This window comes from Streptomyces sp. 6N223 (assembly GCF_052246635.1).
GTDB lineage: Bacteria > Actinomycetota > Actinomycetes > Streptomycetales > Streptomycetaceae > Streptomyces.
This window is the reverse complement of sequence record NZ_JBQQCA010000057.1, coordinates 21,332-46,287: the sequence shown is the minus strand read 5'-3', so window position 1 is coordinate 46,287 and position 24,956 is coordinate 21,332. Positions and strand designations below refer to the sequence as shown.

Genomic DNA, 24,956 nt, shown 5'->3' with positions numbered 1-24,956 from the left:
GGCCGGGCGGGAAACGTCCCGTCAGAAGCCGAGGCGGCGGAGCTGCTTCGGGTCGCGCTGCCAGTCCTTGGCGACCTTGACGTGCAGGTCGAGGAAGACGGGCGTGCCCAGCAGCGCCTCGATGTGGTGGCGGGCCTTGCTGCCGACCTCCTTCAGGCGCTGGCCCTTGGGGCCGATCACGATGCCCTTCTGGCTGCTGCGCTCGATGAAGAGGTTGGCGTGGATGTCGAGCAGCGGCCGGTCCGGCGGCCGGTCCTCGCGGGGCAGCATCTCCTCGACGACGACGGCGATGGAGTGCGGCAGTTCGTCGCGTACGCCCTCCAGCGCGGCCTCGCGGATCAGCTCCGCGATCATGACCTGCTCGGGCTCGTCCGTCAGCTCGCCCTCCGGGTACAGCGGCGGGCCCTCGGGCAGCAGCGGCACCAGCAGGTCCGCGAGCAGGCCGACCTGCTGCCCGGACACGGCCGAGACGGGCACGATCTCCGCCCACTCCAGGCCGGTTTCCTTGCCGAGCTGGTCGACGGCGATCAGCCGCTCCGCGAGCGTGTCGCCATCCACCAGATCGGTCTTGGTGACGACGGCGATCTTCGGGGTGCGGGTGATGCGGGCCAGCTCGCGGGCGATGAAGCGGTCGCCGGGCCCGGTCTTCTCGTCGGCGGGCAAGCAGAAGCCGATCACGTCGACCTCGGCCCAGGTGGCGCGGACCACGTCGTTCAGCCGCTGGCCCAGCAGGGTGCGCGGCCGGTGCAGGCCCGGGGTGTCCACCAGCACGAGCTGGGCGTCGGGCCGGTGGACGATGCCGCGCACCGAGTGGCGGGTGGTCTGGGGGCGGTTGGAGGTGATCGCGACCTTGGTGCCGACGAGGACGTTGGTCAGGGTCGACTTGCCCGCGTTGGGGCGGCCGACGAAGCAGGCGAAGCCCGAGCGGTGCTCGGCGCTGGCCGGAGGGGGAATGGTCATGACCCGGTGATGGTCGCACGGAGCTGGCCGTCCGGGCCAGCCAGCAGCACGGGGGTGGCCGGGCCGCCGAGTTCGCGCACGGCGGCGAGGTCGGCGTCGGTGACCGTGTCGGCCTCGGAGACCACGGCGGCGGCCTCCAGCGAGGTGGCGCCGCTGGACACCGCCATGGCGACCGCCGCCTGGAGGGCGCTCAGCGGCAGCGAGTCGAGGGTGACGGTGCTGGCGGCGTAGGTGCGTCCGGCGCCGTCGCGCACGGCGGCGCCCTCCGGCACGCCCTGGCGGCGGGCGCGGGCGCTGCGCGCCAGCGTGATGATCTTGCGGTCCTCCGAGGTGATGTCCGTCATGAGGGCGAGCCTATGCGGTGGTCAGCGCCGCCCCGGCGGCGCCTCAGAGTTCCGTGGTGCCGGGCTGGTGGGGCTCGGGGGTGGGGGTGTGGCCGTCGCAGACCTGCTGGAGCTTCTCCACGGCCCGGGCGGCGATCGCCGCCACGCTGCCGGTGCCCGCGTCGTCGCGCCCGGCCTGGGCCACGCGCACGGTGTGGGAGCCGACGCGGACGATCACGACCTCGGCGATGACGGGCGTGCCGCCGGTGCCGCCGTCGAGGCGGCGGTGGTAGCGCAGGGCCGCGCTGTCCTCGGCGTCCGCGCCGAGGCGTTCCAGCTCGGGCCGCATCTCGGCGGGCTCGCCCGCCTCGTAGGCGACGGTGAGGGAGTTGCCCTCGGGCCCCTCGCGGGTGTGGAAGGTGGCGCAGTCCGTGGCCGCCCGCTGCCGGAACGCCGCGACCGCGCGCCGCGCGTCGGCCGGGCCGGCGTGGGCGGCGGCGACGGTGGTGACGAACGGCCCCGTCTCGGTCCGGGCGAACCCGGCGCGCGCCGTGGTCTCCTCCCCGCTCTCGAAGAGCTGCCGGCACGCCTCCTCGTCGGGCCGGGGAACGCCGATCCCGCGCTCGGCGGCCGTGCGCCTGCTGTCGCTGGCCCAGCCGGCGGGAAAGTCCATGTGATCCAGCAGTGCGGCGCGCAGCCCCCGCTCGTCGAGAACGCGCCCGCCGGCGTCGTCCCGACCCGCGGCGGCGCGGGCACCGATGGCCCGCAGCAGTGCGTCGGCGGCCGAGGCCGCCGTGGCGTCCGCGACGCCGGGCGAACGCCCGGCACCATCAGCGGACGCCGGGACCGGCGCGGCGGCGGCCGTCGCGGGCCCGGCGCCGAGGGCCGGGGGCCGCGGGGCCCCCGCGACCGGGAACAGCCCATCGAGAGCCGACGGCGGCGCTGCGCCGCTGGTCACCGACCCGCCACCGGGATCGGGCGGCGGCACGACGCCCATGGCCCGCAGCAGCGGGTCGTCGGCCGAGGCCGACGCGGTCTCGCGGTGGGCGGCCCTGCCGCCAAGGGCGGGAGGCCGCACGGCGCCCGACGCCGGGAACAGCGCGTCAGCGGCCGAGGGCGCCGCGGTCGCTCGATCGCGGGCCCCGTCCGACCCGTCTCCAGGGCCGGCCGGTGGCTCGGCGTTGGCGCCCGTGCGCGGCGGCGCGTCAGCCGCCCAAGGCGACACGTCAGCAGCTGCCGTCGCGGGCCCGGCGCCGAGGGCCGGGGGCCGCACGGCGTCGACGGCCGTGGCCGCCGGGGCGGCCGGCGTGGTCGGCAGCGGCAGGCAGGCCGCGGCGAGCAGGGCCGCGGCCGCGAGGCGGCGGGTGCGCGGCCGGGGGCCCGCGGGGTGGCTGGTGCTCCGGGTGGAGTACATGCGTTCCATGGCGCCACCGGGGCGGGGCCGTGGCCAGCGCCGTTCGGCCGTTCGGGTGAACGCGGGTGAGCGGGGGCGTCAGCCGTCCGGCTCGGGTTCGGCGGGCACGGGCTCGACGCGGACCCACTCGATGCGGTTGCGGCGGCCCGTGGGTGCCTCGGCCGTCAGGCGGAGCGCGGCCAGCGGGCGGCGGACGTGGCCCTGCTGGTCCTCGGGGAGGTCGACGACGGCCTCGGCGCCGGCGATGGGGACGCGGCCCAGGGCCTTGGTGAGGAAGCCGCCCACCGTCTCCACGTCCTCGTCGTCCAGCTTCAGCCCGTACAGCTCGCCCAGGTGCCCCAGGTCGAGGCGGGCGGTGACGCGGTGAACGCCGTCGCCGAGGTCCTCCACGGGCGGCAGGCCGGTGTCGTACTCGTCGGTGATCTCGCCGACGATCTCCTCCAGGATGTCCTCGATGGTGACGATGCCTGCCGTGCCGCCGTACTCGTCGATGACGACGGCGACGTGGATGCGGTCGCGCTGCATCTCGCGCAGCAGGTCCCCGGCGTTCTTGGTGTCGGGGACGAACGTCGCCGGCCGCATCCCGGTCTCCACCAGCTCCTCCTCGGCCTCCCGGCTGAGGTGCACGGCGTGCGCCACGTCCTTGAGGTAGACGATGCCGACGATGTCGTCGTCGCTCTCGCCGGTGACGGGGATGCGGGAGAAGCCGGAGCGCAGCGCGAGGCTGAGGGCCTGGCGGAGGGTCTTGTGCCGGTCGATGGAGATGACGTCCGTGCGCGGCACCATCACCTCGCGCACCAGCGTGTCCCCGAGCTCGAAGACGGAGTGGACCATGCGGCGCTCGGCGGGCTCGATCAGCGACTCCCGCTCCGCGAGGTCCACCATGGCGCGCAGCTCGGCCTCGGAGGCGAACGGGCCCTTGCGGAAGCCCCTGCCGGGGGTGACGGCGTTGCCCAGCAGGATCAGCGCCTGGGGCAGCGGGCCGAGGACGCGGGCGAGCGGGACGAGGACGTACGCCGCGGTGATGGCGGTGATGACGGGATGCTGGCGGCCGATGGTGCGGGGGGAGACGCCGACGGCGACGAAGGACAGCAGCACCATCGCGGCGAAGGCGGCGGTCAGCGCCTGCCAGACGTCGTCGAACTCCTCCAGACAGGCGTGGGTGACCAGCACCGCCGCGCCCGCCTCGCTGGCGACGCGCAGCAGCAGGGCGAGGTTGAGGTACCGGGTGGGGTCGGCGGCGAGGCTGGCCAGGCGGGACGCGCCGCGCCGCCCGGCGCGCTCCGCCTCCTCGGCGCGGTAGCTGGTGATCACGGCCAGGGCAGCCTCGGCGCAGGACGCCAGCCAGGCCGCGGCCAGCAGCGCCAGCACCGAGAGGAACAGCGCGACTGTCATCTCATGCCGTTCGTGTCTTCATGTCGTTGGTGTCGTTGGTGTCGTGTGTGTCGTTCGGGCGGGGCGCTCACGTCATCGTGGGGGCCGGGGAGGGGCCGGTCAGGCCCTGCTCCTCGCGCCAGCCGTCCACGATGGCCTTCTGCAGGTGGAACATCTCGGCCTTGGCCGCTGGCTCGTCGTGGTCGTACCCCAGCAGGTGGAGCACGCCGTGCACGGTCAGGAGCTGCAGCTCGGCGTCCATGGAGTGCCGGGTGGGGGCCTGCTCCCCCTGCCGGCGGGCGACCTCGGGGCAGAGCACGACGTCCCCGAGGAGACCCTGCGCGGGCTCCTCCTCGTCGCGGCTGGGCGGGCGCAGCTCGTCCATTGGGAAGGACATCACGTCCGTCGGCCCGGGCAGCTCCATCCACTGGAGGTGGAGCTGTTCCATGGCCGCCGGATCGACCGCGATCACCGACAGCTCGGAGAGGGGGTGGATGCGCATCCGGGCCAGGGTGTAGCGGGCGATGTCGAGCAGGGCCCGCTCGTCGATCTCCAGCCCGGATTCGTTGTTGACCTCGATCGCCATGGTCAGCGGTGGCTACTTTCCGTTCTGCCCGTCCCGGCCGTTCCCGTCCTCGTACCGGTCGTAGGCGTCGACGATGCGGCCGACCAGCTTGTGGCGGACGACGTCGTGGCTGGTGAGCCGCGAGAAGTGGACGTCGTCCACGTCGTGCAGGATCTCCTGCACCTGCTTCAGGCCGCTCTTGGTGCCGCCGGGCAGGTCGATCTGCGTGACGTCGCCGGTGACGACGACCTTGGACTCGAAGCCGAGGCGGGTGAGGAACATCTTCATCTGTTCGGCGTTCGTGTTCTGCGCCTCGTCGAGGATGATGAACGCGTCGTTCAGCGTCCGGCCGCGCATGTACGCCAGGGGAGCGACCTCGATCGTGCCCGCGCTGAGCAGGCGCGGGATGGAGTCGGGGTCGAGCATGTCGTGCAGCGCGTCGTAGAGGGGGCGCAGGTACGGGTCGATCTTCTCGTAGAGCGTGCCGGGCAGGAAGCCGAGCCGCTCCCCCGCCTCGACCGCCGGCCGGGTCAGGATGATGCGGGTGACCTGCTTGGACTGCAGGGCCTGCACCGCCTTGGCCATGGCCAGGTACGTCTTGCCGGTGCCGGCGGGGCCGATGCCGAAGACGATGGTGTGCTGGTCGATGGCGTCGACGTACCGCTTCTGATTGAGCGTCTTGGGGCGGATCGTCTTGCCGCGGTTGGACAGGATGTTCTGCGTGAGAACCTGGGCGGGGCTGGTCGGGGAGCCCGTGCCGTCGGCGCTGCCGCGCAGCATGGCGATGGACCGCTCCACCGCGTCCTCCGTCAGCGGCTGCCCGGTGCGCAGCACCAGCATCATCTCGTCGAAGAGCCGCTGCACGAGCTCCACGTCGGCGGAGGAGCCGGTGGCGCTGATCTCGTTCCCCCGGACGTGGATGTCGGTGTCCGGGAACCCCTTTTCGATGACCCGCAACAGCGCGTCACCGGAGCCGAGGACGGTGACCATCGGATGCTTGGCCGGCACGGTGAACCGGGCGGTGGCCTGTGCCTGGTGTGTCGGTGTTTGTGTCATGGGCGGCCCGCCGTGGACCTGCTCATCCCTCTCTGTACTGGACTGCCAGGATCCAAGCGTACGACGCGGGACCGACAGAGCTGTAGGAAATTCACGCCGGTCATCACGAAGAGTCAGGCCGGGGCGTCGGTCGCCGTCAGCCGCGGAAGCCGAGGGTGGGCACGGCCCGGCGCCGCGGCCAGGGCGGCGTGTCGTCGGGTAGCAGCTCCCCCAGGAAGGCGTAACGCTCCAGGGTCGGCGCCAGCGGGTGCCCGTCACCGTGCGCGAGGGTGCGCACACGCTGCCACCAGGCGGCGACCTCGCCCCAGCCCGGCGCGGAGAGCGAGCCGCCGAACTCCTGCACCGACAGCGCGGCCGTCAGCCCGGCCAGCGCCAGCCGGTCGGCCAGCGGCCAGCCCGCCAGCGTCCCGGTGACGAAGCCGGCCATGAACACGTCTCCCGCGCCCGTGGTGTCCAGCGGCTCCACCAGGATCGCCGGTACCTCGGCGCTCTCCCCCGTGCGCCCGTCCACGGCGCAGGCGCCCTCGGCGCCCATGGTGACCACGGCCAGCGGCACGTGCTCGGCCAGCGCGCGGGCGGCGTCGTGCGGCGCGTCGATGCGGGTGTAACGCCGGGCCTCGTCGGCGTTGACCAGAAAGGCGTCGCAGTGGGCGAGGCCGGGCAGCGCGGCCAGCTCCCAGGCGCCGGTGGGGTCCCAGCCGGTGCTGGCGAAGATCAGGCTGCCGGCGCGGGCGGCCTTCTCGATCCACTCCTGCGGCCGGCCCGGGCTGAGCGAGGCCACGCAGGACCGGGCCGGCGGCGGCCCTGCCGCGCCGGTCGGCACCGGCGCCTCGTGGCCGTGGGAGATCATGGTCCGCTCGCCGTCGTACGCCATCGACACGGTCACCGGCGAGTGCCAGCCGGGGACGGTGCGCGACAGCGACAGGTCGATGCCCTCGCCGCGCTCCAGGGTCTCCCAGCAGTACTCGCCGTACATGTCGTCGCCGAACGCCGCCGCGAGGCAGGTCCGCAGCCCGAGGCGGGCCAGGGCCGTCGCCATGTTCGCCACGCCGCCGGGGCTGGAGCCCATGCCCCGGGCCCAGGACTCGGTGCCGCGCACGGGCGCGGACTCCAGGCCGGTGAAGATGATGTCGAGGAAGACCGTCCCGGTCAGGTACACGTCGCACGCGGGGTCCGAGGCCGTGCGCATGGCGGCGAGCGGGTCGAGCGCGCAGCGGCGCGCCTCCCCTCTCCCGGAGCCCCCCTTGGCGCTCGCCCCGCCGCTCATGCTGTGCTCCCGGTCGTCCTGCATCGTCCTGATCTGTGCGGAATCACTCCTACGTTACGTGCTCGTGCGCGCGGGCACGCCGCCGCGGCGCCGCGACCGCACCCGCCGCCGAGGCGCCGGTACGTGACGCACCGTCAGCGCGCGTACGCACCAATGCCCATGGCCGCGCGCCGGCCGTCCCGGCAGGATCGGTGGCGTCGCCTCCCCGGCCTCCGCCATATCCCATGACACCCCTCCCTCAGGGGCGTTCCGGGCCGGGGAGGCGTTCGGCGCGGCGCTTGGGAAACGGGACGCGCGTCAGGTCCTCGGCGATGGTCAGCTCGCCGGTGAAGCCGGCTTCCCGCGCCTCCTCGGCGAAGGCGGCGGGGTCGGCGTACCGCTGCGAGAAGTGGGTGAGGACCAGGTGGCGGACGCCGGACTCGGCGGCGACGCGGGCGGCCTGACCGGCGGTGAGGTGCCCGTAGGCGCCGGCCAGGGCGGCGTCGGCGGCCAGGAAGGTGGCCTCGATGACGGCCAGGTCGCAGCCCTCGGCGAGGGCGAACGCCGCGTCGCACAGCCGCGTGTCCATGATGAACGCGAAGCGCTGCCCGGTCCGGGGCACGCTCACCTCCTCCAGCGCGACGCCGCGCAGCGAGCCGAGGCGCTGGAGCTCGGCGATATCCGGCCCGTGGATGCCGTGGGCGGCGAGGCGTTCGGGCAGCATCCGGCGGCCCTCGGGCTCGGCGAGGCGGTAGCCGACGGCGTCCAGGGTGTGGGAGAGCGGGAGCGCGGTGAGCGTGAAGCCGCCGGGCCCGTCCGTCGTCGTGGCTGCGAGGCCGCCGCCGTCGGGCACGGGCGCGGGGACGACGTGCGCGGTCTCGTGGTACGCCGTGGCGTGGCGCAGGCGTTCGAAGTACGCCTCGCCGCTGGCCGGGTAGTGCACGGCGATCGGGTGCGGCACGCGGTCGAGGCTGGCGCGCTGGAGCACCCCGGCGAGCCCGAGGGAGTGGTCGCCGTGGAAGTGGGTGACGCAGATCCGGGTCAGCTGGTGGGCGGTGATCCCGGCGTGCAGCATCTGCCGCTGGGTGCCCTCGCCGGGATCGAAGAGGATGGTCTCGGCGTCCCAGCGCAGCGCGTAGCCGTTGTGGTTGCGGTGGCGCGTGGGGACCTGGCTGGCCGTGCCGAGGATGGTCAGCTCGCGGGACGCCAAGGGATCAGCCCGGGGGCCATTCCAGGCCGCGCCCGCCCAGCACGTGCGCGTGGGCGTGGAAGACGGTCTGGCCCGCGCCGGCGCCGGTGTTGAACACCACGCGGTAGCCGGTGCCGTCCACCTTGTCCTCGGCGGCGACCTCCGCCGCCTCGCGCAGCACGTCGGCGACGAGGCCGGGCTCGGCGGTCGCGAGGGCGGCGGCGTCGGGGTAGTGGGCGCGAGGGATCACCAGAACGTGGGTCGGCGCCTGCGGGTTGATGTCCCGGAAGGCGACGGTGGTGTCGGTCTCCCGGACGATGGTGGCCGGGATGTCTCCCGAAACGATCTTGCAGAACAGGCAGTCGGCCTGGGGTTCTCCCGCCATCGGGTCGGGCTCTCCAATGCAGTGGTTTCCGGTACGCACGGGATGGTACTCCGGGGCGGGGCGGGCATCCGTTCGCCCGGCCTGAAGGGCTGACACTCCTGATGCTGGTGATCCGGGCGCTCACGCTGGACGGCGCCGCCGACGGCCTCGACGCGCTCTTCTCCCCCGACTGGGACGCGCTGGGCGAGGGCAGCGTGTGGGTCGCGGCGTACGGGCAGATCTTCTTCTCGACCTCGGTCGGCTTCGGCATCATGATCACCTACGCCTCCTACCTGCACCGCCGCGCCGATCTCTCCGGCTCCGCGCTGGTGGCCGGCTTCGCGAACAGCTCGACCGAGATCCTGGCGGGCATCGCCGTCTTCGCCACCCTCGGCTTCATGGCGGCGCAGGCCGGCGTCGGGGTGGACGAGGTCAGTGACAGCGGGATCGGGCTCGCCTTCGTCGTCTTCCCGCAGACCATCTCCGAGATGCCGGGCGGCGCCTTCTTCGGGGTGCTGTTCTTCCTCTCGCTGGTGGTCGCGGGATTCGCCTCGCTCATCAGCGTGGTGCAGGTGGTCGTGTCGGCGGTGGAGGACCGGACCGGGCTCGGCCGGCGGGCGGCGGTGCTCGGCGTGGGGGGCGCGGTGGCCGTCATCTCGGTCCTGCTCTTCGCCAACGACAGCGGGCTGTACATCCTGGACGCCGCCGATCACTTCATCAACCAGTACGGCATCGCGCTGGCCGCGCTGGCGCTGGTGGTCACCGTGAGCTGGGTGACCCGCAAGCTGGCGGCTGCTGCAGCGGGAGGCGGACGCCACCTCGGTGGTCGGCCTGCGGGGCTGGTGGCGGGTCTGCCTGGGGATCGTCACGCCGCTGGTGCTGGGCTGGATGATGTGGGACAGCCTGACGGACGAGTTCGACGAGAACTACGGCGACTACCCGACGTCGTTCCTGATCTGGTCCGGCTGGCTGGTGGCGGGCGGCACGCTGGTGGCCGGTGTGGCGCTGTCCCTGGTGCGGTGGCGGCGTACGCCGACGGCGCCCGAGGACGAGAGCGAGGAGGTCCGCTGATGTCGGGATCGGCGATCGTGATGATGATCACCGCCATGGTCATCGTGTGGGGCGGCCTCATCGCCGCGATCGTGCAGCTGGCCCGCCATCCCGACGAGCGCCCGTAGAGCGCCCGCAGACGCCCGCTGTCCCCGCCGCCGCCGTGCGGCGAAACCGCACGGCGGTTGGCGGCGTCTCCGGTGCCGGGGCCTGGGGAATCCGCTCAACTCCCTGCGCGGATCAGGGTTGTTCGCCACACTGATCACCGGCCGTCGACACGGGAGGGGCACGGGCAGATGGAGAGCGTTCGCCGGGTTCACCGGCTGGGCTTCGTGTGGGAGCGGCGGGACGCGGGCGAGCTCGTTCTGAAGAACGCCCGCCACGGCGACGACGCGCGGCCGGGGCTCGGCGAGGAGCTGACGCCCCTGCTCGGCCTGGCCGCGCCCGTTGCGGGCGGCTCCCTCAGCTACATCCGGCTGCCCGGCGGGGACGCCGTGGTGTGCCAGGCGGGCCCCGGGGACGGGGCTCCGGGGGAGCTGGAGGTGATGTATCTCCCGGGCGGCGCACGCGCGTTGGACCGGATGTGGCCCATCGACCTGTGGGAGTCCCCCTCCTGGGGAGAGGCGGGGAGCCGGGCGCCGCAGCCGGGGGTGGGCGCGTTCGGCAAGGAGCTCCTGGTGGAGTTCGCGCGGGAGAACCGGGAGCGGCTGGCGCCGTTCCTCGCCGACGTGCGGCGCCTCTTCGCGCGGCCCGCCGGGCGGCAGATCGTCCTCGCCGAGCCCGATCCGGGTGCCGTGGCGCGCTGGATCGCGCTCGCCTGCTACTCGCTGGACGAGGAACGCGCCCGGGCGCTGACCTTCACCACCCGCACCGATCGCCCGGACGACGCCCCGCAGCAGATCCTCGGCATCGATCCGGACGCAGGGCTCCCCGGGTTCGGCCGCGAGGACCCCGGCACCGTGCGGCACCGGTACCGGGTCCACGACGGCGTGGGCGGCGAGAGCAGCCCGCCGCGCGACGACGACTGGGCGAGGCGGGCGGCGGAGTGCTGGCTGGCGGGCGAGGACCCGCCGAGGTTCACGCCGCCGGGGGCCGAACCGAAGGCCGCGCCGACGGCGGAGACGACGGCGGGGACGACGGCGGGGACGACGGCGGGGACGACGGCGGGGCCGTGGCCCACGGCGGAGCCGGAGCCGCCGAGGCCTGCCGGGCCTCGGCCCGAGCCGAAGCCCGCGTGGTACCAGGATCACCAGGAGTACGCGGCGCACCCGGAGTACCCGGCGTACCCGGCGCACGCCCCCGGGCCCGCCGCCGCGCCGCCGGCTCCCCGCCCTCGGCCGGTCGATCTCCCGAGTCTCCCCGGCGAGATGGCGAGCCGCGCGCACCGGCTCCGCAGCGGGGCCCACAGGGAGCACTACGCGGACGACGTCACGCTCTACGCCGCGCTGACCAAGCAGCTCCCCCAGCACAGGCCGGTCACGGGCGGCGAGCTGCGCGCGGTGTGGGACGCGATCTGGGGGAAGCGCGACAAGCCGTCCAACGCCGCCGCGCTCGCGATCGTCACCGGCTGCCCCGTCGCCCTCGTCATCGAGGCGGGTCTGCGCGGCCCGCTCAAGCACGTGCTGAACACCGCCGTCAACGACGAGAATCGCATCCAGCTGGCCAGGGAGCTGCTGGCGCGCGACGGGCCCGGGGCGTACGACCTGAACTCCCTGGAACGAGCCCGCGCCGAACTGCTCGTCAGCTGCAAGGACGCCAAGGCGGGCACGATGATCAGCCCGGACGCCTTCCACCGCGCGCGCGAGCTCCTGGACGACCGCAGCCTGGTCTTCTCCGACGAGCTCCGCGCCTGGGCCGAGGCGATGCTCCGCTAGGCGCCGGGACCGGAGCCGGGGCCGGGGACAGGGCCGGGGACGGGACCCCTCCCGCTCCGCCGGACCACACTGCTATCCACTGCTATCCACTGCTGTCCACTGCCACCCACTGCCACTCGACGAACCCACACCCACCAGACGACCGTCTCCCGGAGAGGACCCGTGAGCGAGATACCCGGCGGCCCCATGGCCAACCGCCCGCTGCACTTCATCTGGCTGCTCGACTGCTCGACGTCCATGGCGATCGCGGGCAAGATCAACCAGCTCAACTTCGCCATCCGCGAGGCGATCCCCGAGATGCGCAGCGCCGCCGACGACAATCCGGCCGCCTCGCTGGTCGTGCGGGCCATCACCTTCTCCAGCGGCGCGTACTGGCACATCCGGACCCCGACCCCGGTCAAGGAGTTCGAGTGGCGGGACGTCCAGGCCAGCGGCGGCACGGACCTCGGCAAGGCGCTGAAGCTGGTGTCCAAGGAGCTGACCTCGCCGCCCATGCCGCAGCGGGCGCTGCGCCCGGTGCTCGCCCTGGTCTCCGACGGCCTGCCCATGGACGACTGGCGGGCCGGGCTGCGCTCGGTGGACGCCACGCCCTGGGGCAAGCGCTCGGTGCGCGTGGCGATCGGCATCGGGGACGACGCCGACAAGGGAATGCTGAAGGAGTTCCTGGGCAACCCCGAGCTGGAGCCGCTCCAGGCGAACAACCCCAAGCAGCTGGTGGCGGCGATCCGCTGGGCCTCCACGGTGGCGGTGACCACCGCGTCGACGCCGATGGCCGAGGGGGACCGGCTGCTGCACGACGCGCAGACGGTGGTGAAGTCGCCCACGAAGGTGGCCGACGACGACGATGACGTCTGGTGATGCCGGACGATGCCTGGGTGCTCCTTCACGAGGACGTCACGGGCCGGGGGAAGGAGCACAGCCAGGACTACCACTGTGCCCGCCGGAGCGCGAAGGAGCGTGCGGTGGTGCTCGCCGTCGCGGACGGCCACGGCTCGGCGGCCCACTTCCGCAGCGACCTGGGGGCCCGCTGGGCCGTTGAGGAGTTCTGCCGCTGCGCCAAGGAGTTCACCGACCGCTGGGAGCGGGACGGCGGCCCGCCGTGGCGCTGGCTCCACGACGCGCTCAGCGAGCTGCCGCGCCGCCTGGCGTGGAGCTGGCGGCGGCGGGTGGCGTTCCACGAGGCCAACTCCCCCGCCGACGGCACCCGGATCGGGGCCGTGAGGGCTGTCGGGGCCGTGAGGGCTGTCGGGGCCGTCGGGACCGTTGGGGCCGTCGGGGACGCGGCGCGGCCGCCGGAGCCGGAGTACGAGGCCTACGGCACCACCATCGTCGGCGCCGTCGTCACCAGCCGGCTGCTGATGTGCTGGCAGCTCGGCGACGGCGACATCGCGCTGGTGTGGTCAGACGGCAGCGCCGAGGCCCCCCTGGACGCGGGCCCGCAGATCGGGGACGAGACGGAGTCGCTGTGCCAGCCCAGGGCGTGGGAGCGGTTCCGCACGCACTGGCGGCCCCTGACCGGGAGCGGCCCGCCCCCGGCCGTGCTGCTCTCCACCGACGGCCTGTCCAAGAGCTTCACCGATCACTCCGGATTCCTGGGCTTCGCCAGCGGCGTACGCGAGCGGGTCGAGCGCGAGGGCATCGAGTCGGTGCGCAAGCAGCTCCCCGGCTGGCTGGCGACGGCCTCCCACCACTCCGGCGACGACACCACGCTGGTCGGCGCCTTCCCCGTGAGGAAGAAAGGGACAACGACATCATGATCGGCATGCTGGAGGCCGGGCAGGAACTGTGGACCGAGGACAACGAGCGGATCGTCGTCGGGCGGTTCCTCGGCTCGGGCGGCGAAGGCGAGGTGTACCAGGCGAGCACCCCCTCCGGCACCTGGGCGCTCAAGTGGTACCTGCCGCAGCTCGCCACGCCCTACCGGCGGAAGATCCTGGAGACCCTGGTGTACCGGGGCTGGCGGGACGATCGCTTCCTGTGGCCCCGCAGCATCGTGACCAGCCGGGCGGCCCGGGAGCCGGGGCTCGGCTACCTGATGCCGCTGCGCCCGCCGAACTTCCGGGACCTCCAGGCGCTGCTCCGCCGCGACCCCTCCGTCAAGGCCACGCCGCGCTCGCTGGTCACCGTGGCGCTGCACACCGTCGAGGCGTACCAGGCGCTGCACGCCAAGGGCATCGCCTACCGCGACATCAGCTGGGGCAACGTCTTCTTCGACCCGGGCACCGGGGACGTGCTGGTGTGCGACAACGACAACGCGGTGGTGGAGGGCGAGGCGGCGGGCATCGCGGGCACCATGACGTTCATGGCGCCGGAGCTGGTGCGCGGCCAGGCCGAGCCCCGCATCCAGACCGACCTGCACTCGCTGGCGGTGCTCCTCTTCATGATGCTGATGAACCACCACCCGCTGTGGGGCGCCATGGAGTCCCGGATCCACTGCTGGGACGAGAAGGCGGAGAAGAAGCTGTACGGCACCGACCCGGTGTTCATCTACGACCCGAGGGATGACCGCAACCGGCCGGTGCCCGGCGAGCACGAGACGGTGATCACGACCTGGGGGGTGCTGCCGCAGGTGCTGCGCGAGCTGTTCGTGCAGACCTTCACCGACGGCCTGCGGGACCCCGGCCGCCGGGTGCGCGAGGCGCAGTGGCGCGACGCGCTCAGCGCGGTGCGGGACGCCATCGTCGTGTGCGCCGCCTGCGGCAGGCAGAACCTCACCGAGCCGGGCGGCGGGGCGCCCCGCTGCTGGAGCTGCCAGCGGACGGTCGCGCTGCCGCTGCGCCTGGAGCTGGCCACCGGCACGGGCGGGCGGCGCGGGCGGCGCGACATCCGGATGCAGCGCGGCGGGGCGGTGTACGCGCACCACCTCCAGCCGGCGCCCGACCGGCACGACTTCACGGCGGTGGTGGGTGAGGTCACCGAGCACCCGACGTCGCCGGGCAGGCTGGGCCTGACCAACCGGAGCGCGGCGCCGTGGACCCTGCGGCGGCCGGACGGGGTGGAGCGCGAGATCGAGCCGGGCAGGACGGCCGCCCTGCGCCCTGGCATCATGCTGGAGTTCGGCGGCGGCGCCGAGGGCTGGGTGCGGGACAGCTGACCGCTGCCGGTGGCCCGTGGAGTGCCCGCGCGTGGCTCGCTCGCGGAGGGCTTCCCTCAGGGTCAGGGCTCACGGAGGCTCACTCAGGGCTCGCTCAGGGCTCGCTCAGGGGCTGCCGCCGCCCGCGCGCGGGGAGCCGGTCACCGAGCCGATGACCCGGGCCCATCCCCGGGTCGCGGCCATCCCGGCGCGGCGGGCCACGGGCCGGGCGAGTGTCCAGGCCCTGGCGAGCACGGCCGCGGGCAGCGGCATCGCCGGAAGGCGGACCTGGGCGGTGCCGCACTCGGCGAGGTCGGCGTCGGGCCGCGCCACCGGGGTGATCGTGACCAGGTGCTCGGCGCGGCTGACGGGGATCTCCACCAGGCCGCCACCGCCCGGGTACTGGCTGCGCGCCAGCCGGCGTTCCCCGGCCCGGTCGCCGCCGCGCCACGTCAGCCGGGCCAGCACGGCCGGCTCCGGCCACCGGAAGCGGACCTCGGCGCGGCGCGCGTCCAGGCGGCGGACGTGCAGTCCCTCGGCGGTGCCGGGGGTCTCCAGGACGACGGCCGGGCCGGCCACCGCCCGTTCGCCGAGCACGCTCACCGCCATCAGCCGGGTCACGGCGCGCGGCGGCGGGGCGAGCGTGACACGCGGCGGCGCCTCGCCGTCAACGCCGTCGGACGCCGGCCCTCGGGGCGCGGACGCCACCAGGGCGCAGACGTCCTCGCCCGGGTGGGGCGGCGGGCCGCCGGGCCAGGGCACCAGGCGGGTCTCGCCGCGCGCGGGACGTGGCCAGCTGAGCTCCACCCGGCCGTCCGGCAGGCGCCGAAGGACGAGCTTCCCCTCGATGGGCGCGGGCCACTCCTCGGCGCGCGCCACCGCCAGACGCCAGCCGGACCACAGCGTCCTTCCGTCCGGGCCCGGGTAGCCGCACCGCACCCGGTAGTGGTGGGCGCCGGCGGGCAGCGGCCGGTCCGTCAGCTCCTCCCGCCGCGAGGGCACCTCGGCCTCCGCGCGGCCAGCCCCGGCCAGCCGCATCGCCTGGCTCCGCACGGCCGCCGGGTGGGCCCGCCACGACAGCCGCACCCCGTCCGGCACGGCGTGGGAGCGGAACCCCTCGGGGGCGGGCAGCAGCGGGTCCGGGCCGGGGCCAGCCTTGGCGACGCCGGCCATGCGGTCGCCGCGCCAGGGGATGACGGCGTACCGCAGCGGGGTGGCGACGGGCGGCGCGGGGTCCTCGGCGGCGTTCTGGGTGACCATGGCGACCTCGACGGCCTCCCCGGGTGCGCCGTCGGGGAAGCGCAGCACCTGGTAGCGAACGCCGGACGCGGCGGCCGCCCGCCACGACAGCCGGACCGTCCCGGACTCCAGGACGGCGGTGACGCCGGGCCGCCGTGCGCCGGGCGGCGCCTCGTCGGCGTGCGCGGCCCCGGGCGTCCGCGGGCGCGTTTCCGCGTCGGCGGCGGAGACGGCCGTGGCGAGGAGAGCGGCTCGCGCGCGTGGCTCGTCCACGGCCTGCCTGCACGCCGCCAGGCAGGCCTTCGCGGCGGCGCGGTGCTCGCCGCGCTCCCGCAGCCGCCGCGCCTCGTCCAGGAGCCGGCCCGTGGCCTCGGCCGCGTCCCGCATCTCCTCCCGGAGCGCGGCGAGGAAGGGGTCGGCGTGCGGCGCCTCGTCCGGGAACGCCGGCAGCCGCTCGGCCAGTTCGAGGGAACGCCGCAGCCGGCCGGCGCGCCAGGCGTCGGCGATCTCCTCGGCGGCCTCGCGGGCCGGGCCGGGCCCGGGGAAGTGCGCGGCGACCGCCTCGGCCAGCGGCCGGGCCTCGGCGGCGTCCACGCCCAGCGCCACCGCCGCCGCCTCGTCCACCGCCGGGGAGTCCTTCAGGCGGCAGCAGAGCTGGTAGAGCACGAGCCGGCGCAGGGCCGCCGGATCGTCCGCCGCCACCTCGCCGAGGCGGGCGGCGAGGCGTGCGGCCCCGCCGGCCCGGGGCGCGCCCGAGCCGCGCCACGCCTCGCCCGCCGCGCGGCAGTGGCCGGCGTCGGCCCGGTGCCACAGCATGCCCCGGCCCGGGAACCACAGGCCGTCCAGCACGCGGAAGCCGTCGGCGGTCCCGCTCGCGTCCGGCTGGAGCACGTCCATGGCGTGCCGGAAGCCGAGGTGGCGCAGCTCCTCGTCGAAGTCGCGGTAGCCCGGCAGGCCGGGAAAGAGCGGCAGCGGGAACAGGGGCGGTGGGGCGCCGCCCTCGGCGCTCCGCTGTCCGGGTCGCCATCGCTCCGTCGTCGCGTACACGTGTCAGCCCCCGGTCACGTCGGTGAGGTGTAGAAGTACACCCACAGCTCGGCGGTCTGGGCCGGGTCGCTGAGGGCGTGGAAGTTCTCCGTCGTCGTGCGCTCGGGGAACATGAGCGGACGCGCCTCGTGAAGCAGCGAGTTGACGCGCTCCGCGTAGGTGGTGCCGGAGGCGCTGCCGCCGAAGGTGAGCACGATGGCGGCGACCTGCCCCTCCCACCGCTCGGTCTCGCGCCTGATCTGGCGCACCAGTGCCGCGTCGCTGTCGCCCCGCACGCTGAACTCCACGCGCTCCTGGTCCACGGAACGGGGCCGCGGTGGCTCCTCCTCCCCTTCCTCGGGCGGGGTCTCCTCCTCGGGCGGGGTGGAGGCGCAGGACGCGGACGGATCCGGCGAGGCCGAGGCCTCGGCCGGGGACGGTGACGGAGACGGGGACGGCGAGGCGAGCGGCGTACGCGGGCAGTCGTCCGGCGGGCCGATGGGGTCGGGCTGGCCGCTCATGGAGACCAGCGCCAGCATCAGCAGCAGGTCGGCGAAGAGCCAGCCCGCCAGCACCATCGGTGCGAGCCGGCTCCGGCGGGGCGGGCGCGGCGGCAGGGTCACCGACCCGCTCCCGGGTCGGCCGGCCAGCCGTCCGCCGTCGGCGGCGTCCCTGGCGCGGTCCCGGGCGCGGTCGCCGGCGGGGCGACGGGCGGCGCGGCGGGGGGCGTCGGCCCCGGCGGCAGGGGTGTCCCGTTGGGCGGCTCCGGTCCCCACGGGGGCGGGTCCCCGGTGATCCGGTGGACGCCGGTGTTCACGCGGTGCGCCGCGTCCTGCCAGTGCGCCGCCGCCACATCCCACCGGTCGGCGGCCTCCCGCATCCGGTCCACGGCGTCGTTGGTGCGGGCCGAGCTGGCCACCATCGCCTGCGCGGCCTGGTCGGTGGCGCCCACCACGTCCCGCGTGGAGCCGAGCAGCTCGCGCTGAACGCCCGTCAGCTCCTTGACGGCGTGCTCGATCTGCTGCCCGAGCAGGCCGATGCGGTCGCCGACGGACCGCACCTCGGCGGCGTTGACCCCGCTGAGGCGGGCGGTCTCGGCCTGTCCGGCCTTCACCACGGCCTCCAGCCGGTCGGTGGCCGTGCCGAGCGGGGCGCTCGCGTCGGCGACCCGCCGGCTGGCGGTCTCCAGGGCGGAGGTGGCGTCGCGCACGGCGCCGGCGGCCGTGGCTAGCTGCCGCTGGCCGTCGTCGGCCTTGCTCACCACGGACTCCAGGCGCCGGGACGCCTTGCCCAGCTCGCCCGCGAAGCGGCGCGGCGAGGCGGCCAGATGCGTGGTCAGCGCGAGCTGGGCGCGGGCCAGTACGGCGGTCAGCTCGCCGAGCAGGTACTCGCGCTCCTCGCGCTGCCGCTCGCGCTCCCGCTCCTCCCTGGCCCGTGCCCAGGCGTGCCAGACGGCGGTGATCAGGAGGGCCGAGATCGCCACGAGGGCCAGGAACGCCACGTTGTCGAACCGCCCCAGCGCCCCCGCGCGCCCCTCGAAGCCGGACTGCCACAGCTGGAGGAAGGGGCGGGTGGCCTGCTCCTCGTCCTCCTCGCGGAGCTCCGCGTAGGCCTGGCTGGCCTCCCACAGCCCCCACCAGGTGAACAGCAGCGGCGCGAACACCAGCACGCCCAGGATGCCCTCCACGAGATCCTCGCGCACGGCGCGCTTCCGCAGGCCGCTCCAGAGGCGGCCGGCCAGCGCGCGCGGCTGCTGCCAGGGGCGGGAGCTGAGGAACCGGCTCAGGCGGCGCAGCGGACCGAGGCGGGCGGGGCGCGGGCGTACGGCCAGGCTCTCGGGCCGGGCGAAGCTGGCTATCAGGTCCACCTCCGCCCACGAGGCGAGATCGTGACCCCCGCTCAGATCCTCGGCCAGGCTGTTCAGTTCGTCGCGTCTGAGTTCGAGCTCGTCCCTCCCGGCCAGCTCCCTCAGTTCGTCCGCGAGCTTGCCGGTGTTCACCAGCTCCGGCTGTGGCACGTCGTGTTCTCCCTCGCCCCTCATATGAGATGCGTCACCTTAGGGTGGCGGATCGTGAGACGCCAATTCGCCGCCCAGGGTTTCGCGTTGGGCGGGGGAGGGGTCCCGCGTACCCGCCCTCGGGGCTCCGCCCCGTCCCCCGCTGGAGGGCTCAGCCCCAGCGGCCGGTGCGGGCGAGGATGACGGCCGCGGCGGCCGTGCCGGCGGTCGAGGTGCGCAGCACCGTCGGCCCGAGGCGGTACGCCCGCGCGCCGGCGTTCGTGAACGCCGCCAGCTCCTCGTCCGTGATGCCGCCCTCGGGGCCGACGATCACCGTGATGTCGCCGGTCTCCGGCAGCTCCGCCGTCGCCAGCGGCTCGGCCGCCGCCTCGTGCAGGACGGCCACGAAGCCGCCCAGCTCGCGCGCGACCTCCCGCGTCGTGTGCGCCTCCCCCACCTGCGGAAAGCGAACACGCCGCGCCTGCTTCCCCGCCTCCCGCGCGGTCGCGCGCCACCGCGCGAGGGACTTCGCGCCGCGCTCGCCGCGCCACTGCGTCACGCAGCGCGCGGCCGCCCAGGGCACGATGGCGTCGACGCCGGTCTCGGTCATGGTCTCGACGGCCAGCTCGCCCCGGTCGCCCTTGGGCAGCGCCTGCACCACGGTCAGCCACGGCCGCGGCGACGGCTCCTGCCAGACCCGCGCGAGCGCGACCTTGAGCGCCTCGCGCCCCTCCACGGCGGCGACGGTCCCGGCGGCGGCGTTGCCCCGCCCGTCCGTCAGCACGATCTCCTCGCCCGCCCGGAGCCGCCGCACCGACGCGGCGTGACGGCCCTCGGGCCCGCCGAGGCGCAGCACGCCGCCGACGCGGGCGCCCATCAGGCCCTCGTAAACGAAAACCGGCGCCGTGGTCACGATCCCCACGCCCGCCTAGCGCCCGTTGAAGGCGTCCTTGAGGCGGGAGAACAGGCCCTGCTGGCCCGGCTGGAACTGGCCGGTGGGCCGCTCCTCGCCCCGCAGCTTCGCCAGGCGGCGCAGCAGCTCCTCCTGCTCCGGGTCCAGCTTCGCCGGCGTCTGCACCTCCACGTGCACCACGAGGTCGCCGCGCCCGTTGCTCCGCAGGTGGGTGACGCCGCGGCCGTGCAGCGGGATGGACTGCCCCGACTGGGTGCCCGGCCTGATGTCGACCTCTTCCATGCCGTCGAGCGTCTCCAGCGGCACCTTGGTGCCGAGGGCGGCGGCCGTCATCGGGATGGTGACGGTGCAGTGCAGGTCGTCGCCCCTGCGCTGGAAGACGGCGTGCGGGGTCTCGCGGATCTCCACGTACAGGTCGCCGGCGGGGCCGCCGCCGGGGCCGACCTCGCCCTCGCCCGCGAGCTGGATGCGGGTGCCGTTGTCGACGCCCGCCGGGATCTTCACCGTCAGGGTGCGGCGGGTGCGGACCCGGCCGTCGCCCGCGCACTCCGGGCACGGGTTGGGCACCACGGTGCCGAAGCCCTGGCACTGCGGGCAGGGCCGGGAGGTCATGACCTGGCCCAGGAAGGAGCGGGTCACCTGGGAGACCTCGCCGCGGCCCCGGCACATGTCGCAGGTCTGCGCGGAGGTGCCGGGCGCGGCGCCCTCCCCGTTGCACGTGCCGCAGACGGTGGCGGTGTCGACCTGGATCTCCTTGGTGGTGCCGAAGGCCGCCTCGTTGAGGTCGATCTCCAGGCGGATCATGGCGTCCTGGCCGCGCCGGGTGCGCGACTTCGGGCCGCGCTGGGTCGCGGTGCCGAAGAAGGCGTCCATGATGTCCGAGAAGTTGCCGAACCCGGCTCCGAACCCGGCGCCCGGGCCCGCGCCGGCGCCCGGACCCAGGGGGTCGCCGCCCAGGTCGTACATCTGCTTCTTCTGCGGGTCCGAGAGCACCTCGTAGGCGGTGTTGATCTCCTTGAACCGCTCCTGGGTCTTCGGATCCGGGTTCACGTCCGGATGCAGCTCGCGCGCCAGCCTGCGGAAGGCCTTCTTGATCTCCTCCTGCGAGGCGTCGCGCGGCACACCGAGGATCGCGTAGTAGTCCGCCGCCACTTAGTTCTCCGCGAGGATCTGTCCGACGTACCGTGCCACTGCGCGCACCGCTCCCATCGTTCCGGGGTAGTCCATGCGGGTCGGTCCGACCACGCCCAGCTTCGCGACCGCTTCGTCACCCGAACCGTAGCCCACCGAGACGATCGATGTTGAGGTGAGGCCCTCGTGTGCGTTCTCGTGACCGATACGCACCGTGACGCCCGAGTCGGTGGCCTCTCCCAGCAGCTTCAGGAGCACCACCTGCTCCTCCAGCGCCTCCAGCACCGGCCGGATCGTCAGCGGGAAGTCCTGGGCGAAGCGGGTCAGATTGGCGGTGCCGCCGATCATCAGCCGCTCCTCGGTCTCCTCGACGAGGGTCTCCAGCAGGGTGGAGAGCACCGTCTGCACCGTGCCGCGCTCCTCCGTGTCGAACGCCTCGGGCAGGTCCTGCACCAGCCGCGGCACGTCCGTGAACCGCTCGCCCGCGATCCTGGCGTTGAGCCGGGCCCGCAGGTCGGCCACGGAGGTCTCGCCGAACGGGGCGGGGCAGTCGATGAGGCGCTGCTCCACCCGGCCGGTGTCGGTGATCAGCACCAGCATCAGGCGGGCGGGAGCCAGCGGCAGCAGCTCGACGTGCCGCACCGTGGAGCGGGTCAGCGAGGGGTACTGCACGACGGCGGCCTGGCGGGTGAGCTGCGCGAGCAGCCGCACCGTGCGCGCCACCACGTCGTCGAGGTCGACGGCGCCGGCCAGGAAGTTCTGGATGGCGCGGCGCTCGGCGGCGGACAGCGGCTTGACGTCGGCCAGCTTGTCGACGAAGAGCCGGTACCCCTTGTCGGTCGGCACGCGGCCGGCGCTGGTGTGGGGCTGGGCGATGTACCCGTCCTCCTCCAGGGCGGCCATGTCGTTGCGCACCGTGGCCGGTGAGACGCGCAGGTTGTGCCGCTCGGTGAGGGCCTTGGAGCCGACGGGCTCCTCGGTGCCCACATAGTCCTGGACGATGGCCCGCAACACCTCAAGTCTGCGTTCGCTGAGCATGTGCGCACCTCCCGTCCCGGCCGTGTGGTTCGCCCGCCGCACTGGCACTCATCCGTGTGGAGTGCCAATCCCTGCTCCAGTGTACGGCCGGGTAGCTCGACGAGGGAAAGCGCGACGGAAACGACGGTACCGCGCGACCGGCGTGAACAGGAGGGCGCGAGGGGCGTTTAACGTCGACCTGTGGTGAGCGAACAGGGCGTTCCCGGCCAGGCCTGGGAAGACGTGGCGGCCGGGGTGTGGCGGCGGAGGCTGCCGGGGTGGGACGAGACGGTCGGGGTGGTGGCGGGCGAGGCGGGGCTGCTGCTGGTGGACGCGGGGCCCTCGCCGCGGGCGGGGGCGGCGCTGCGGCGGGAGCTTGCCGGGATCCCGGGTGCCGGCGGGCTGCCGGTGCGGTGGCTGGTGATCACCCACCCGCACTTCGACCACGTGCTCGGCGCGGCGGCGTTCGCGGGCGCCGAGGTGTACGGGGCGGCGGGCCTGTCCGGGCACCTGGCGCCGGCGGCGCTGGCGGCGGACGCGGTGCGTCACGGAATGGACGAGGCGGAGGCGGCGGAGGCGGCGGAGGCCCTCCGGGCCGCTGTGCCGGACGTCGTCGAGGTGGCGGGGGGCGGAGAGCTGGTGCTCGGCCTCGGCGGCGGCCGGGAGGTGGTGGTGGCGAACGCCGGGCCGGGGCACACGGGCCACGACCTGGCGGTGGTGGTTCCGGGGGAGCCGCGGGTGGTGTTCTGCGGCGACCTGGTCGAGGAGTCCGGCGAGCCGCAGGCGGGGGAGGACGCCCGTCCGGCGCGGTGGCCGGCGGCCCTGGACCGGCTGCTGGCCCTGGGCGGCGAGCGGGCGCGGTACGTGCCGGGCCACGGCGCGGTGGTGGACGCCGCCTTCGTCCGGGCGCAACGGGGGGCGCTGGCCCGCCGGTTCGGAGTGGTTGACTGACGCCATGCGACAGTACGACCCCGATCTGACGCCGCCGTGGAAGCGGCCCAGGCCCGTCCCGGAGGTGGCGGCCGAGCCGGGCATGGTGGTGGAGGAGGTCACCACCGGCTTCTGCGGGGCGGTGATCCGCTGCGAGAAGACGGCGCAGGGCCCGACCGTCACGCTGGAGGACCGCTTCGGCAAGCCGCGGGCGTTCCCCATGGACCCGCGGGGCTTCCTGCTGGAGGGCAGGGTCGTCACGCTGGTCCCGCCGCGCCCGCGACCCGGGGAGGGCTCCGGCGGCGGCCGCGCCCGGACGGCGTCCGGATCGCTCGCCGTGCCGGGGGCCCGCGCCCGCGTGGCACGCGCCGGGCGCATCTACGTCGAGGGGCGCCACGACGCGGAGCTGGTCGAGAAGGTGTGGGGCGACGACCTGCGCGTCGAGGGCGTGGTCGTCGAGTACCTGGAGGGCATCGACGACCTCCCGGCGGTGGTGCGCGCCTTCGGCCCCTCCCCCGGGGCCCGGCTCGGGGTTCTCGTGGACCACCTGGTGCCCGGCTCCAAGGAGTCGCGGATCGCGGCGGAGGCCGGCGGGCCCGACGTGCTGGTGCTCGGGCACCCGTTCATCGACATCTGGGCGGCGGTCAAGCCCGCGGCGGTCGGCATCGCCGCCTGGCCGGAGGTGCCGCGCGGCCAGGACTGGAAGACGGGGGTCTGCCGGGCCTTGGGCTGGCCGGAGAACACGGGCGCGGCCTGGCGGCGCATCCTCGGCAGCGTCCGCGACTACCGCGACCTCGACCCCGGGCTGCTGGGGCCGGTGGAGCACCTGATCGACCACGTCACGGTCGGCGGACCCGGCGGGCCCGGCGGACCCGGCGCCTGAGCCGGGAGGCACGGGCGGATGGGGGACGACGATTGCCGGACGACGAATGCCGGACAATGGGGACCATGCCCAGCGTCCAGCCCGACGGCGAGCCGGTGCCCTCCGACGGCGCCCTCCCGGGGCACGCCCTCGCCGGGGCCGCGGACCGCCCCCTCGCCTTCTACCTGCACGTGCCGTACTGCGCGACGCGCTGCGGCTACTGCGACTTCAACACCTACACGGCGTCCGAGCTGCGCGGCTCGGGCGGGGAGCTGGCCTCCCGCGAGAACTACGCCTCGGTGCTCGCCGAGGAGGTGCGGCTGGCCCGCAAGGTGCTGGGGGACGACCCGCGCCCGGTGGCGACGGTCTTCGTCGGCGGCGGCACGCCCACGCTGCTGCCCCCCGCCGACCTGGCGCGGATGCTGGCGGCGGTCCGGGAGGAGTTCGGCCTCGCGCCCGGCGCGGAGGTCACCACCGAGGCCAACCCGGACTCGGTCACCCAAGCCTCGCTGGCCGCGCTGCGCGAGGCGGGCTTCACGCGCGTCTCGTTCGGCATGCAGAGCGCCCGCCAGCACGTGCTGGACGTGCTGGAGCGCACCCACACCCCCGGCCGCCCCGAGGCGTGCGTGCGGTGGGCGCGCGCGGCGGGCTTCGAGCACGTCAGCCTGGACCTGATCTACGGAACGCCGGGCGAGACGGACGACGACTGGCGGGCCTCGCTGGACGCGGCGCTCGGCGCGGGCCCCGACGGTCCCGATCACGTCTCGGCGTACTCGCTGATCGTGGAGGACGGCACCCGGCTGGCGCGGCGGGTGGGGCGCGGCGAGGTGCCGATGACCGACGACGACGTGCTGGCCGACCGGTACCTGATCGCGGAGGAGACGCTGAGCGCGGCGGGCTTCGCCTGGTACGAGGTCTCCAACTGGGCCGCCTCGCGCGAGGGCCGCTGCCGCCACAACGAGCTGTACTGGACCGGCGCCGACTGGTGGGGCGCGGGCCCGGGCGCGCACAGCCACGTCGGCGGTGTGCGCTGGTGGAACGTGCGGCACCCCGGGGCGTACGCCGCGGCGCTGGCGGCGGGCCGCTCACCGGGGGCGGGCCGGGAGGTGCTGGCTCGTGAGGACCGGCGGGTGGAGCGGATCCTGCTGGAGCTGCGGCTGGCCGAGGGCTGCCCGCTGGCGCTGCTGCGCCCGGAGGGGCTGGCCGCCGCCCGGCGGGCGCTCGCGGACGGCCTGCTGCGGCCTGAGGCGTACGCCGACGGGCGGGCCGCGCTCACCCTGCGCGGCCGCCTCCTGGCGGACGCCGTCACCCGCGAACTGGTCGACTGACCCCGGCCCCGGCCGGTGCGGCGCGG

The 24,956-nt window shown here is 74.9% G+C and carries 23 protein-coding genes and 1 pseudogene; 9 read left to right on the top strand and 15 right to left on the bottom strand.

All coding sequences use genetic code 11. The annotated features are described in order from the left end of the window. Positions 1 to 21 precede the first annotated feature (21 nt). The 9 genes from era to ACTWQH_RS27040 all read right to left on the bottom strand — a co-directional run bounded on the left by era (position 22) and on the right by ACTWQH_RS27040 (position 8,512). The gene (gene era / locus ACTWQH_RS27080) at positions 22 to 960 is read right to left on the bottom strand and encodes a GTPase Era (protein ID WP_443289380.1); all 939 of its coding nucleotides are present in this window, start codon (positions 958 to 960) and stop codon (positions 22 to 24) included. Next, positions 957 to 1,304 carry a cytidine deaminase gene (locus ACTWQH_RS27075; RefSeq protein ID WP_443289379.1) on the bottom strand — a complete coding sequence of 116 codons (348 nt, stop codon included), beginning with the start codon at positions 1,302 to 1,304 and terminating at the stop codon, positions 957 to 959. The genes era and ACTWQH_RS27075 overlap by 4 nt, the downstream gene beginning before the upstream one ends. A 43-nt stretch (positions 1,305 to 1,347) precedes the next feature. Beyond that, entirely contained in the window at positions 1,348 to 2,697 is a 1,350-nt protein-coding gene (locus ACTWQH_RS27070; protein WP_443289378.1) for a hypothetical protein, read from the bottom strand. 78 nt (positions 2,698 to 2,775) lie between these two features. Further along, complete coding sequence (locus ACTWQH_RS27065) at positions 2,776 to 4,092, bottom strand: hemolysin family protein (RefSeq protein WP_443289377.1); 1,317 nt, start codon at positions 4,090 to 4,092, stop codon at positions 2,776 to 2,778. A 67-nt stretch (positions 4,093 to 4,159) separates the two neighbouring features. Further along, the gene (gene ybeY / locus ACTWQH_RS27060) at positions 4,160 to 4,657 is read right to left on the bottom strand and encodes an rRNA maturation RNase YbeY (RefSeq protein WP_443289376.1); all 498 of its coding nucleotides are present in this window, start codon (positions 4,655 to 4,657) and stop codon (positions 4,160 to 4,162) included. A 12-nt stretch (positions 4,658 to 4,669) separates the two neighbouring features. Then, a complete protein-coding gene (locus tag ACTWQH_RS27055) occupies positions 4,670 to 5,692 on the bottom strand; it encodes a PhoH family protein (protein WP_443289375.1) in 1,023 nt (340 codons plus the stop codon). A gap of 136 nt (positions 5,693 to 5,828) precedes the next feature. Next, on the bottom strand, positions 5,829 to 6,959 hold the full coding sequence (locus ACTWQH_RS27050) for a PfkB family carbohydrate kinase (protein ID WP_443289374.1): 1,131 nt from the start codon (positions 6,957 to 6,959) through the stop codon (positions 5,829 to 5,831). A gap of 238 nt (positions 6,960 to 7,197) precedes the next feature. After that, positions 7,198 to 8,148 (bottom strand): ribonuclease Z, encoded by a 951-nt coding sequence (locus ACTWQH_RS27045; protein WP_443289373.1) that lies wholly within the window; start codon positions 8,146 to 8,148, stop codon positions 7,198 to 7,200. Between the two features lie 4 nt (positions 8,149 to 8,152). Beyond that, positions 8,153 to 8,512, bottom strand: coding sequence for a histidine triad nucleotide-binding protein (locus tag ACTWQH_RS27040; protein ID WP_443289372.1), 360 nt, complete (start codon positions 8,510 to 8,512; stop codon positions 8,153 to 8,155). 101 nt (positions 8,513 to 8,613) lie between these two features. Between ACTWQH_RS27040 and ACTWQH_RS27035 the strand changes: the two are divergent. The 6 genes and pseudogenes from ACTWQH_RS27035 to ACTWQH_RS27010 all read left to right on the top strand — a co-directional run. After that, a pseudogene (locus tag ACTWQH_RS27035) lies at positions 8,614 to 9,562 on the top strand (sodium-dependent transporter); the annotation flags it as partial. Further along, entirely contained in the window at positions 9,562 to 9,669 is a 108-nt protein-coding gene (locus ACTWQH_RS27030; RefSeq protein WP_443289371.1) for a methionine/alanine import family NSS transporter small subunit, read from the top strand. The pseudogene ACTWQH_RS27035 and the gene ACTWQH_RS27030, both read left to right, overlap by 1 nt. Before the next feature lie 168 nt (positions 9,670 to 9,837). After that, positions 9,838 to 11,415: a GAP1-M domain-containing protein gene (locus tag ACTWQH_RS27025; protein WP_443289370.1), complete on the top strand. Its 1,578-nt coding sequence runs from the start codon at positions 9,838 to 9,840 to the stop codon at positions 11,413 to 11,415. A 186-nt stretch (positions 11,416 to 11,601) separates the two neighbouring features. Continuing rightward, positions 11,602 to 12,273: a vWA domain-containing protein gene (locus tag ACTWQH_RS27020; RefSeq protein ID WP_443289384.1), complete on the top strand. Its 672-nt coding sequence runs from the start codon at positions 11,602 to 11,604 to the stop codon at positions 12,271 to 12,273. Positions 12,274 to 12,290: 17 nt separating this feature from the next. After that, on the top strand, positions 12,291 to 13,172 hold the full coding sequence (locus tag ACTWQH_RS27015) for a protein phosphatase 2C domain-containing protein (RefSeq protein ID WP_443289369.1): 882 nt from the start codon (positions 12,291 to 12,293) through the stop codon (positions 13,170 to 13,172). Further along, a complete protein-coding gene (locus tag ACTWQH_RS27010) occupies positions 13,169 to 14,509 on the top strand; it encodes a protein kinase domain-containing protein (protein WP_443289368.1) in 1,341 nt (446 codons plus the stop codon). Before ACTWQH_RS27015 ends, ACTWQH_RS27010 begins: the two co-directional genes overlap by 4 nt. A 105-nt stretch (positions 14,510 to 14,614) precedes the next feature. On the opposite strand, the gene ACTWQH_RS27005 is transcribed toward ACTWQH_RS27010, so the two are convergent. From ACTWQH_RS27005 to hrcA, 6 genes are all read right to left on the bottom strand, one after another. Then, a complete protein-coding gene (locus tag ACTWQH_RS27005; protein WP_443289367.1) occupies positions 14,615 to 16,774 on the bottom strand; it encodes a hypothetical protein in 2,160 nt (719 codons plus the stop codon). Between the two features lie 14 nt (positions 16,775 to 16,788). Next, positions 16,789 to 17,376 (bottom strand): hypothetical protein, encoded by a 588-nt coding sequence (locus tag ACTWQH_RS27000; RefSeq protein WP_443289366.1) that lies wholly within the window; start codon positions 17,374 to 17,376, stop codon positions 16,789 to 16,791. Next, positions 17,373 to 18,770, bottom strand: coding sequence for a hypothetical protein (locus ACTWQH_RS26995; RefSeq protein WP_443289365.1), 1,398 nt, complete (start codon positions 18,768 to 18,770; stop codon positions 17,373 to 17,375). The genes ACTWQH_RS27000 and ACTWQH_RS26995 overlap by 4 nt, the downstream gene beginning before the upstream one ends. A gap of 151 nt (positions 18,771 to 18,921) precedes the next feature. Then, entirely contained in the window at positions 18,922 to 19,626 is a 705-nt protein-coding gene (locus tag ACTWQH_RS26990) for a 16S rRNA (uracil(1498)-N(3))-methyltransferase (RefSeq protein ID WP_443289383.1), read from the bottom strand. 51 nt (positions 19,627 to 19,677) lie between these two features. Continuing rightward, positions 19,678 to 20,814 (bottom strand): molecular chaperone DnaJ, encoded by a 1,137-nt coding sequence (gene dnaJ / locus ACTWQH_RS26985; RefSeq protein ID WP_443289364.1) that lies wholly within the window; start codon positions 20,812 to 20,814, stop codon positions 19,678 to 19,680. Next, entirely contained in the window at positions 20,815 to 21,831 is a 1,017-nt protein-coding gene (gene hrcA / locus ACTWQH_RS26980) for a heat-inducible transcriptional repressor HrcA (protein WP_443289363.1), read from the bottom strand. A gap of 180 nt (positions 21,832 to 22,011) precedes the next feature. Between hrcA and ACTWQH_RS26975 the strand changes: the two genes are divergently transcribed. The 3 genes from ACTWQH_RS26975 to hemW all read left to right on the top strand — a co-directional run bounded on the left by ACTWQH_RS26975 (position 22,012) and on the right by hemW (position 24,930). Beyond that, positions 22,012 to 22,761, top strand: a complete 750-nt coding sequence (locus ACTWQH_RS26975) for an MBL fold metallo-hydrolase (protein WP_443289362.1) — start codon at positions 22,012 to 22,014, stop codon at positions 22,759 to 22,761. Positions 22,762 to 22,765: 4 nt separating this feature from the next. After that, positions 22,766 to 23,623 carry a DUF3097 domain-containing protein gene (locus tag ACTWQH_RS26970; protein WP_443289361.1) on the top strand — a complete coding sequence of 286 codons (858 nt, stop codon included), beginning with the start codon at positions 22,766 to 22,768 and terminating at the stop codon, positions 23,621 to 23,623. A 65-nt stretch (positions 23,624 to 23,688) separates the two neighbouring features. Beyond that, positions 23,689 to 24,930 carry a radical SAM family heme chaperone HemW gene (gene hemW / locus ACTWQH_RS26965; RefSeq protein ID WP_443289360.1) on the top strand — a complete coding sequence of 414 codons (1,242 nt, stop codon included), beginning with the start codon at positions 23,689 to 23,691 and terminating at the stop codon, positions 24,928 to 24,930. The last annotated feature ends 26 nt before the right edge of the window (positions 24,931 to 24,956 follow it).

Excerpts from the sequence above, each read along its gene's own strand:
- era (WP_443289380.1), bottom strand. The coding sequence starts at position 960 with ATGACCATTCCCCCTCCGGCCAGCGCCGAGCACCGCTCGGGCTTCGCC.
- ACTWQH_RS27075 (WP_443289379.1), bottom strand. The coding sequence starts at position 1,304 with ATGACGGACATCACCTCGGAGGACCGCAAGATCATCACGCTGGCGCGC.
- ACTWQH_RS27070 (WP_443289378.1), bottom strand. The coding sequence starts at position 2,697 with ATGTACTCCACCCGGAGCACCAGCCACCCCGCGGGCCCCCGGCCGCGC.
- ACTWQH_RS27065 (WP_443289377.1), bottom strand. The coding sequence starts at position 4,092 with ATGACAGTCGCGCTGTTCCTCTCGGTGCTGGCGCTGCTGGCCGCGGCC.
- ybeY (WP_443289376.1), bottom strand. The coding sequence starts at position 4,657 with ATGGCGATCGAGGTCAACAACGAATCCGGGCTGGAGATCGACGAGCGG.
- ACTWQH_RS27055 (WP_443289375.1), bottom strand. The coding sequence starts at position 5,692 with ATGACACAAACACCGACACACCAGGCACAGGCCACCGCCCGGTTCACC.
- ACTWQH_RS27050 (WP_443289374.1), bottom strand. The coding sequence starts at position 6,959 with ATGAGCGGCGGGGCGAGCGCCAAGGGGGGCTCCGGGAGAGGGGAGGCG.
- ACTWQH_RS27040 (WP_443289372.1), bottom strand. The coding sequence starts at position 8,512 with ATGGCGGGAGAACCCCAGGCCGACTGCCTGTTCTGCAAGATCGTTTCG.
- ACTWQH_RS27030 (WP_443289371.1), top strand. The coding sequence starts at position 9,562 with ATGTCGGGATCGGCGATCGTGATGATGATCACCGCCATGGTCATCGTG.
- ACTWQH_RS27025 (WP_443289370.1), top strand. The coding sequence starts at position 9,838 with ATGGAGAGCGTTCGCCGGGTTCACCGGCTGGGCTTCGTGTGGGAGCGG.
- ACTWQH_RS27020 (WP_443289384.1), top strand. The coding sequence starts at position 11,602 with ATGGCCAACCGCCCGCTGCACTTCATCTGGCTGCTCGACTGCTCGACG.
- ACTWQH_RS27010 (WP_443289368.1), top strand. The coding sequence starts at position 13,169 with ATGATCGGCATGCTGGAGGCCGGGCAGGAACTGTGGACCGAGGACAAC.
- ACTWQH_RS26990 (WP_443289383.1), bottom strand. The coding sequence starts at position 19,626 with ATGGGCGCCCGCGTCGGCGGCGTGCTGCGCCTCGGCGGGCCCGAGGGC.
- hrcA (WP_443289363.1), bottom strand. The coding sequence starts at position 21,831 with ATGCTCAGCGAACGCAGACTTGAGGTGTTGCGGGCCATCGTCCAGGAC.
- ACTWQH_RS26970 (WP_443289361.1), top strand. The coding sequence starts at position 22,766 with ATGCGACAGTACGACCCCGATCTGACGCCGCCGTGGAAGCGGCCCAGG.
- hemW (WP_443289360.1), top strand. The coding sequence starts at position 23,689 with ATGCCCAGCGTCCAGCCCGACGGCGAGCCGGTGCCCTCCGACGGCGCC.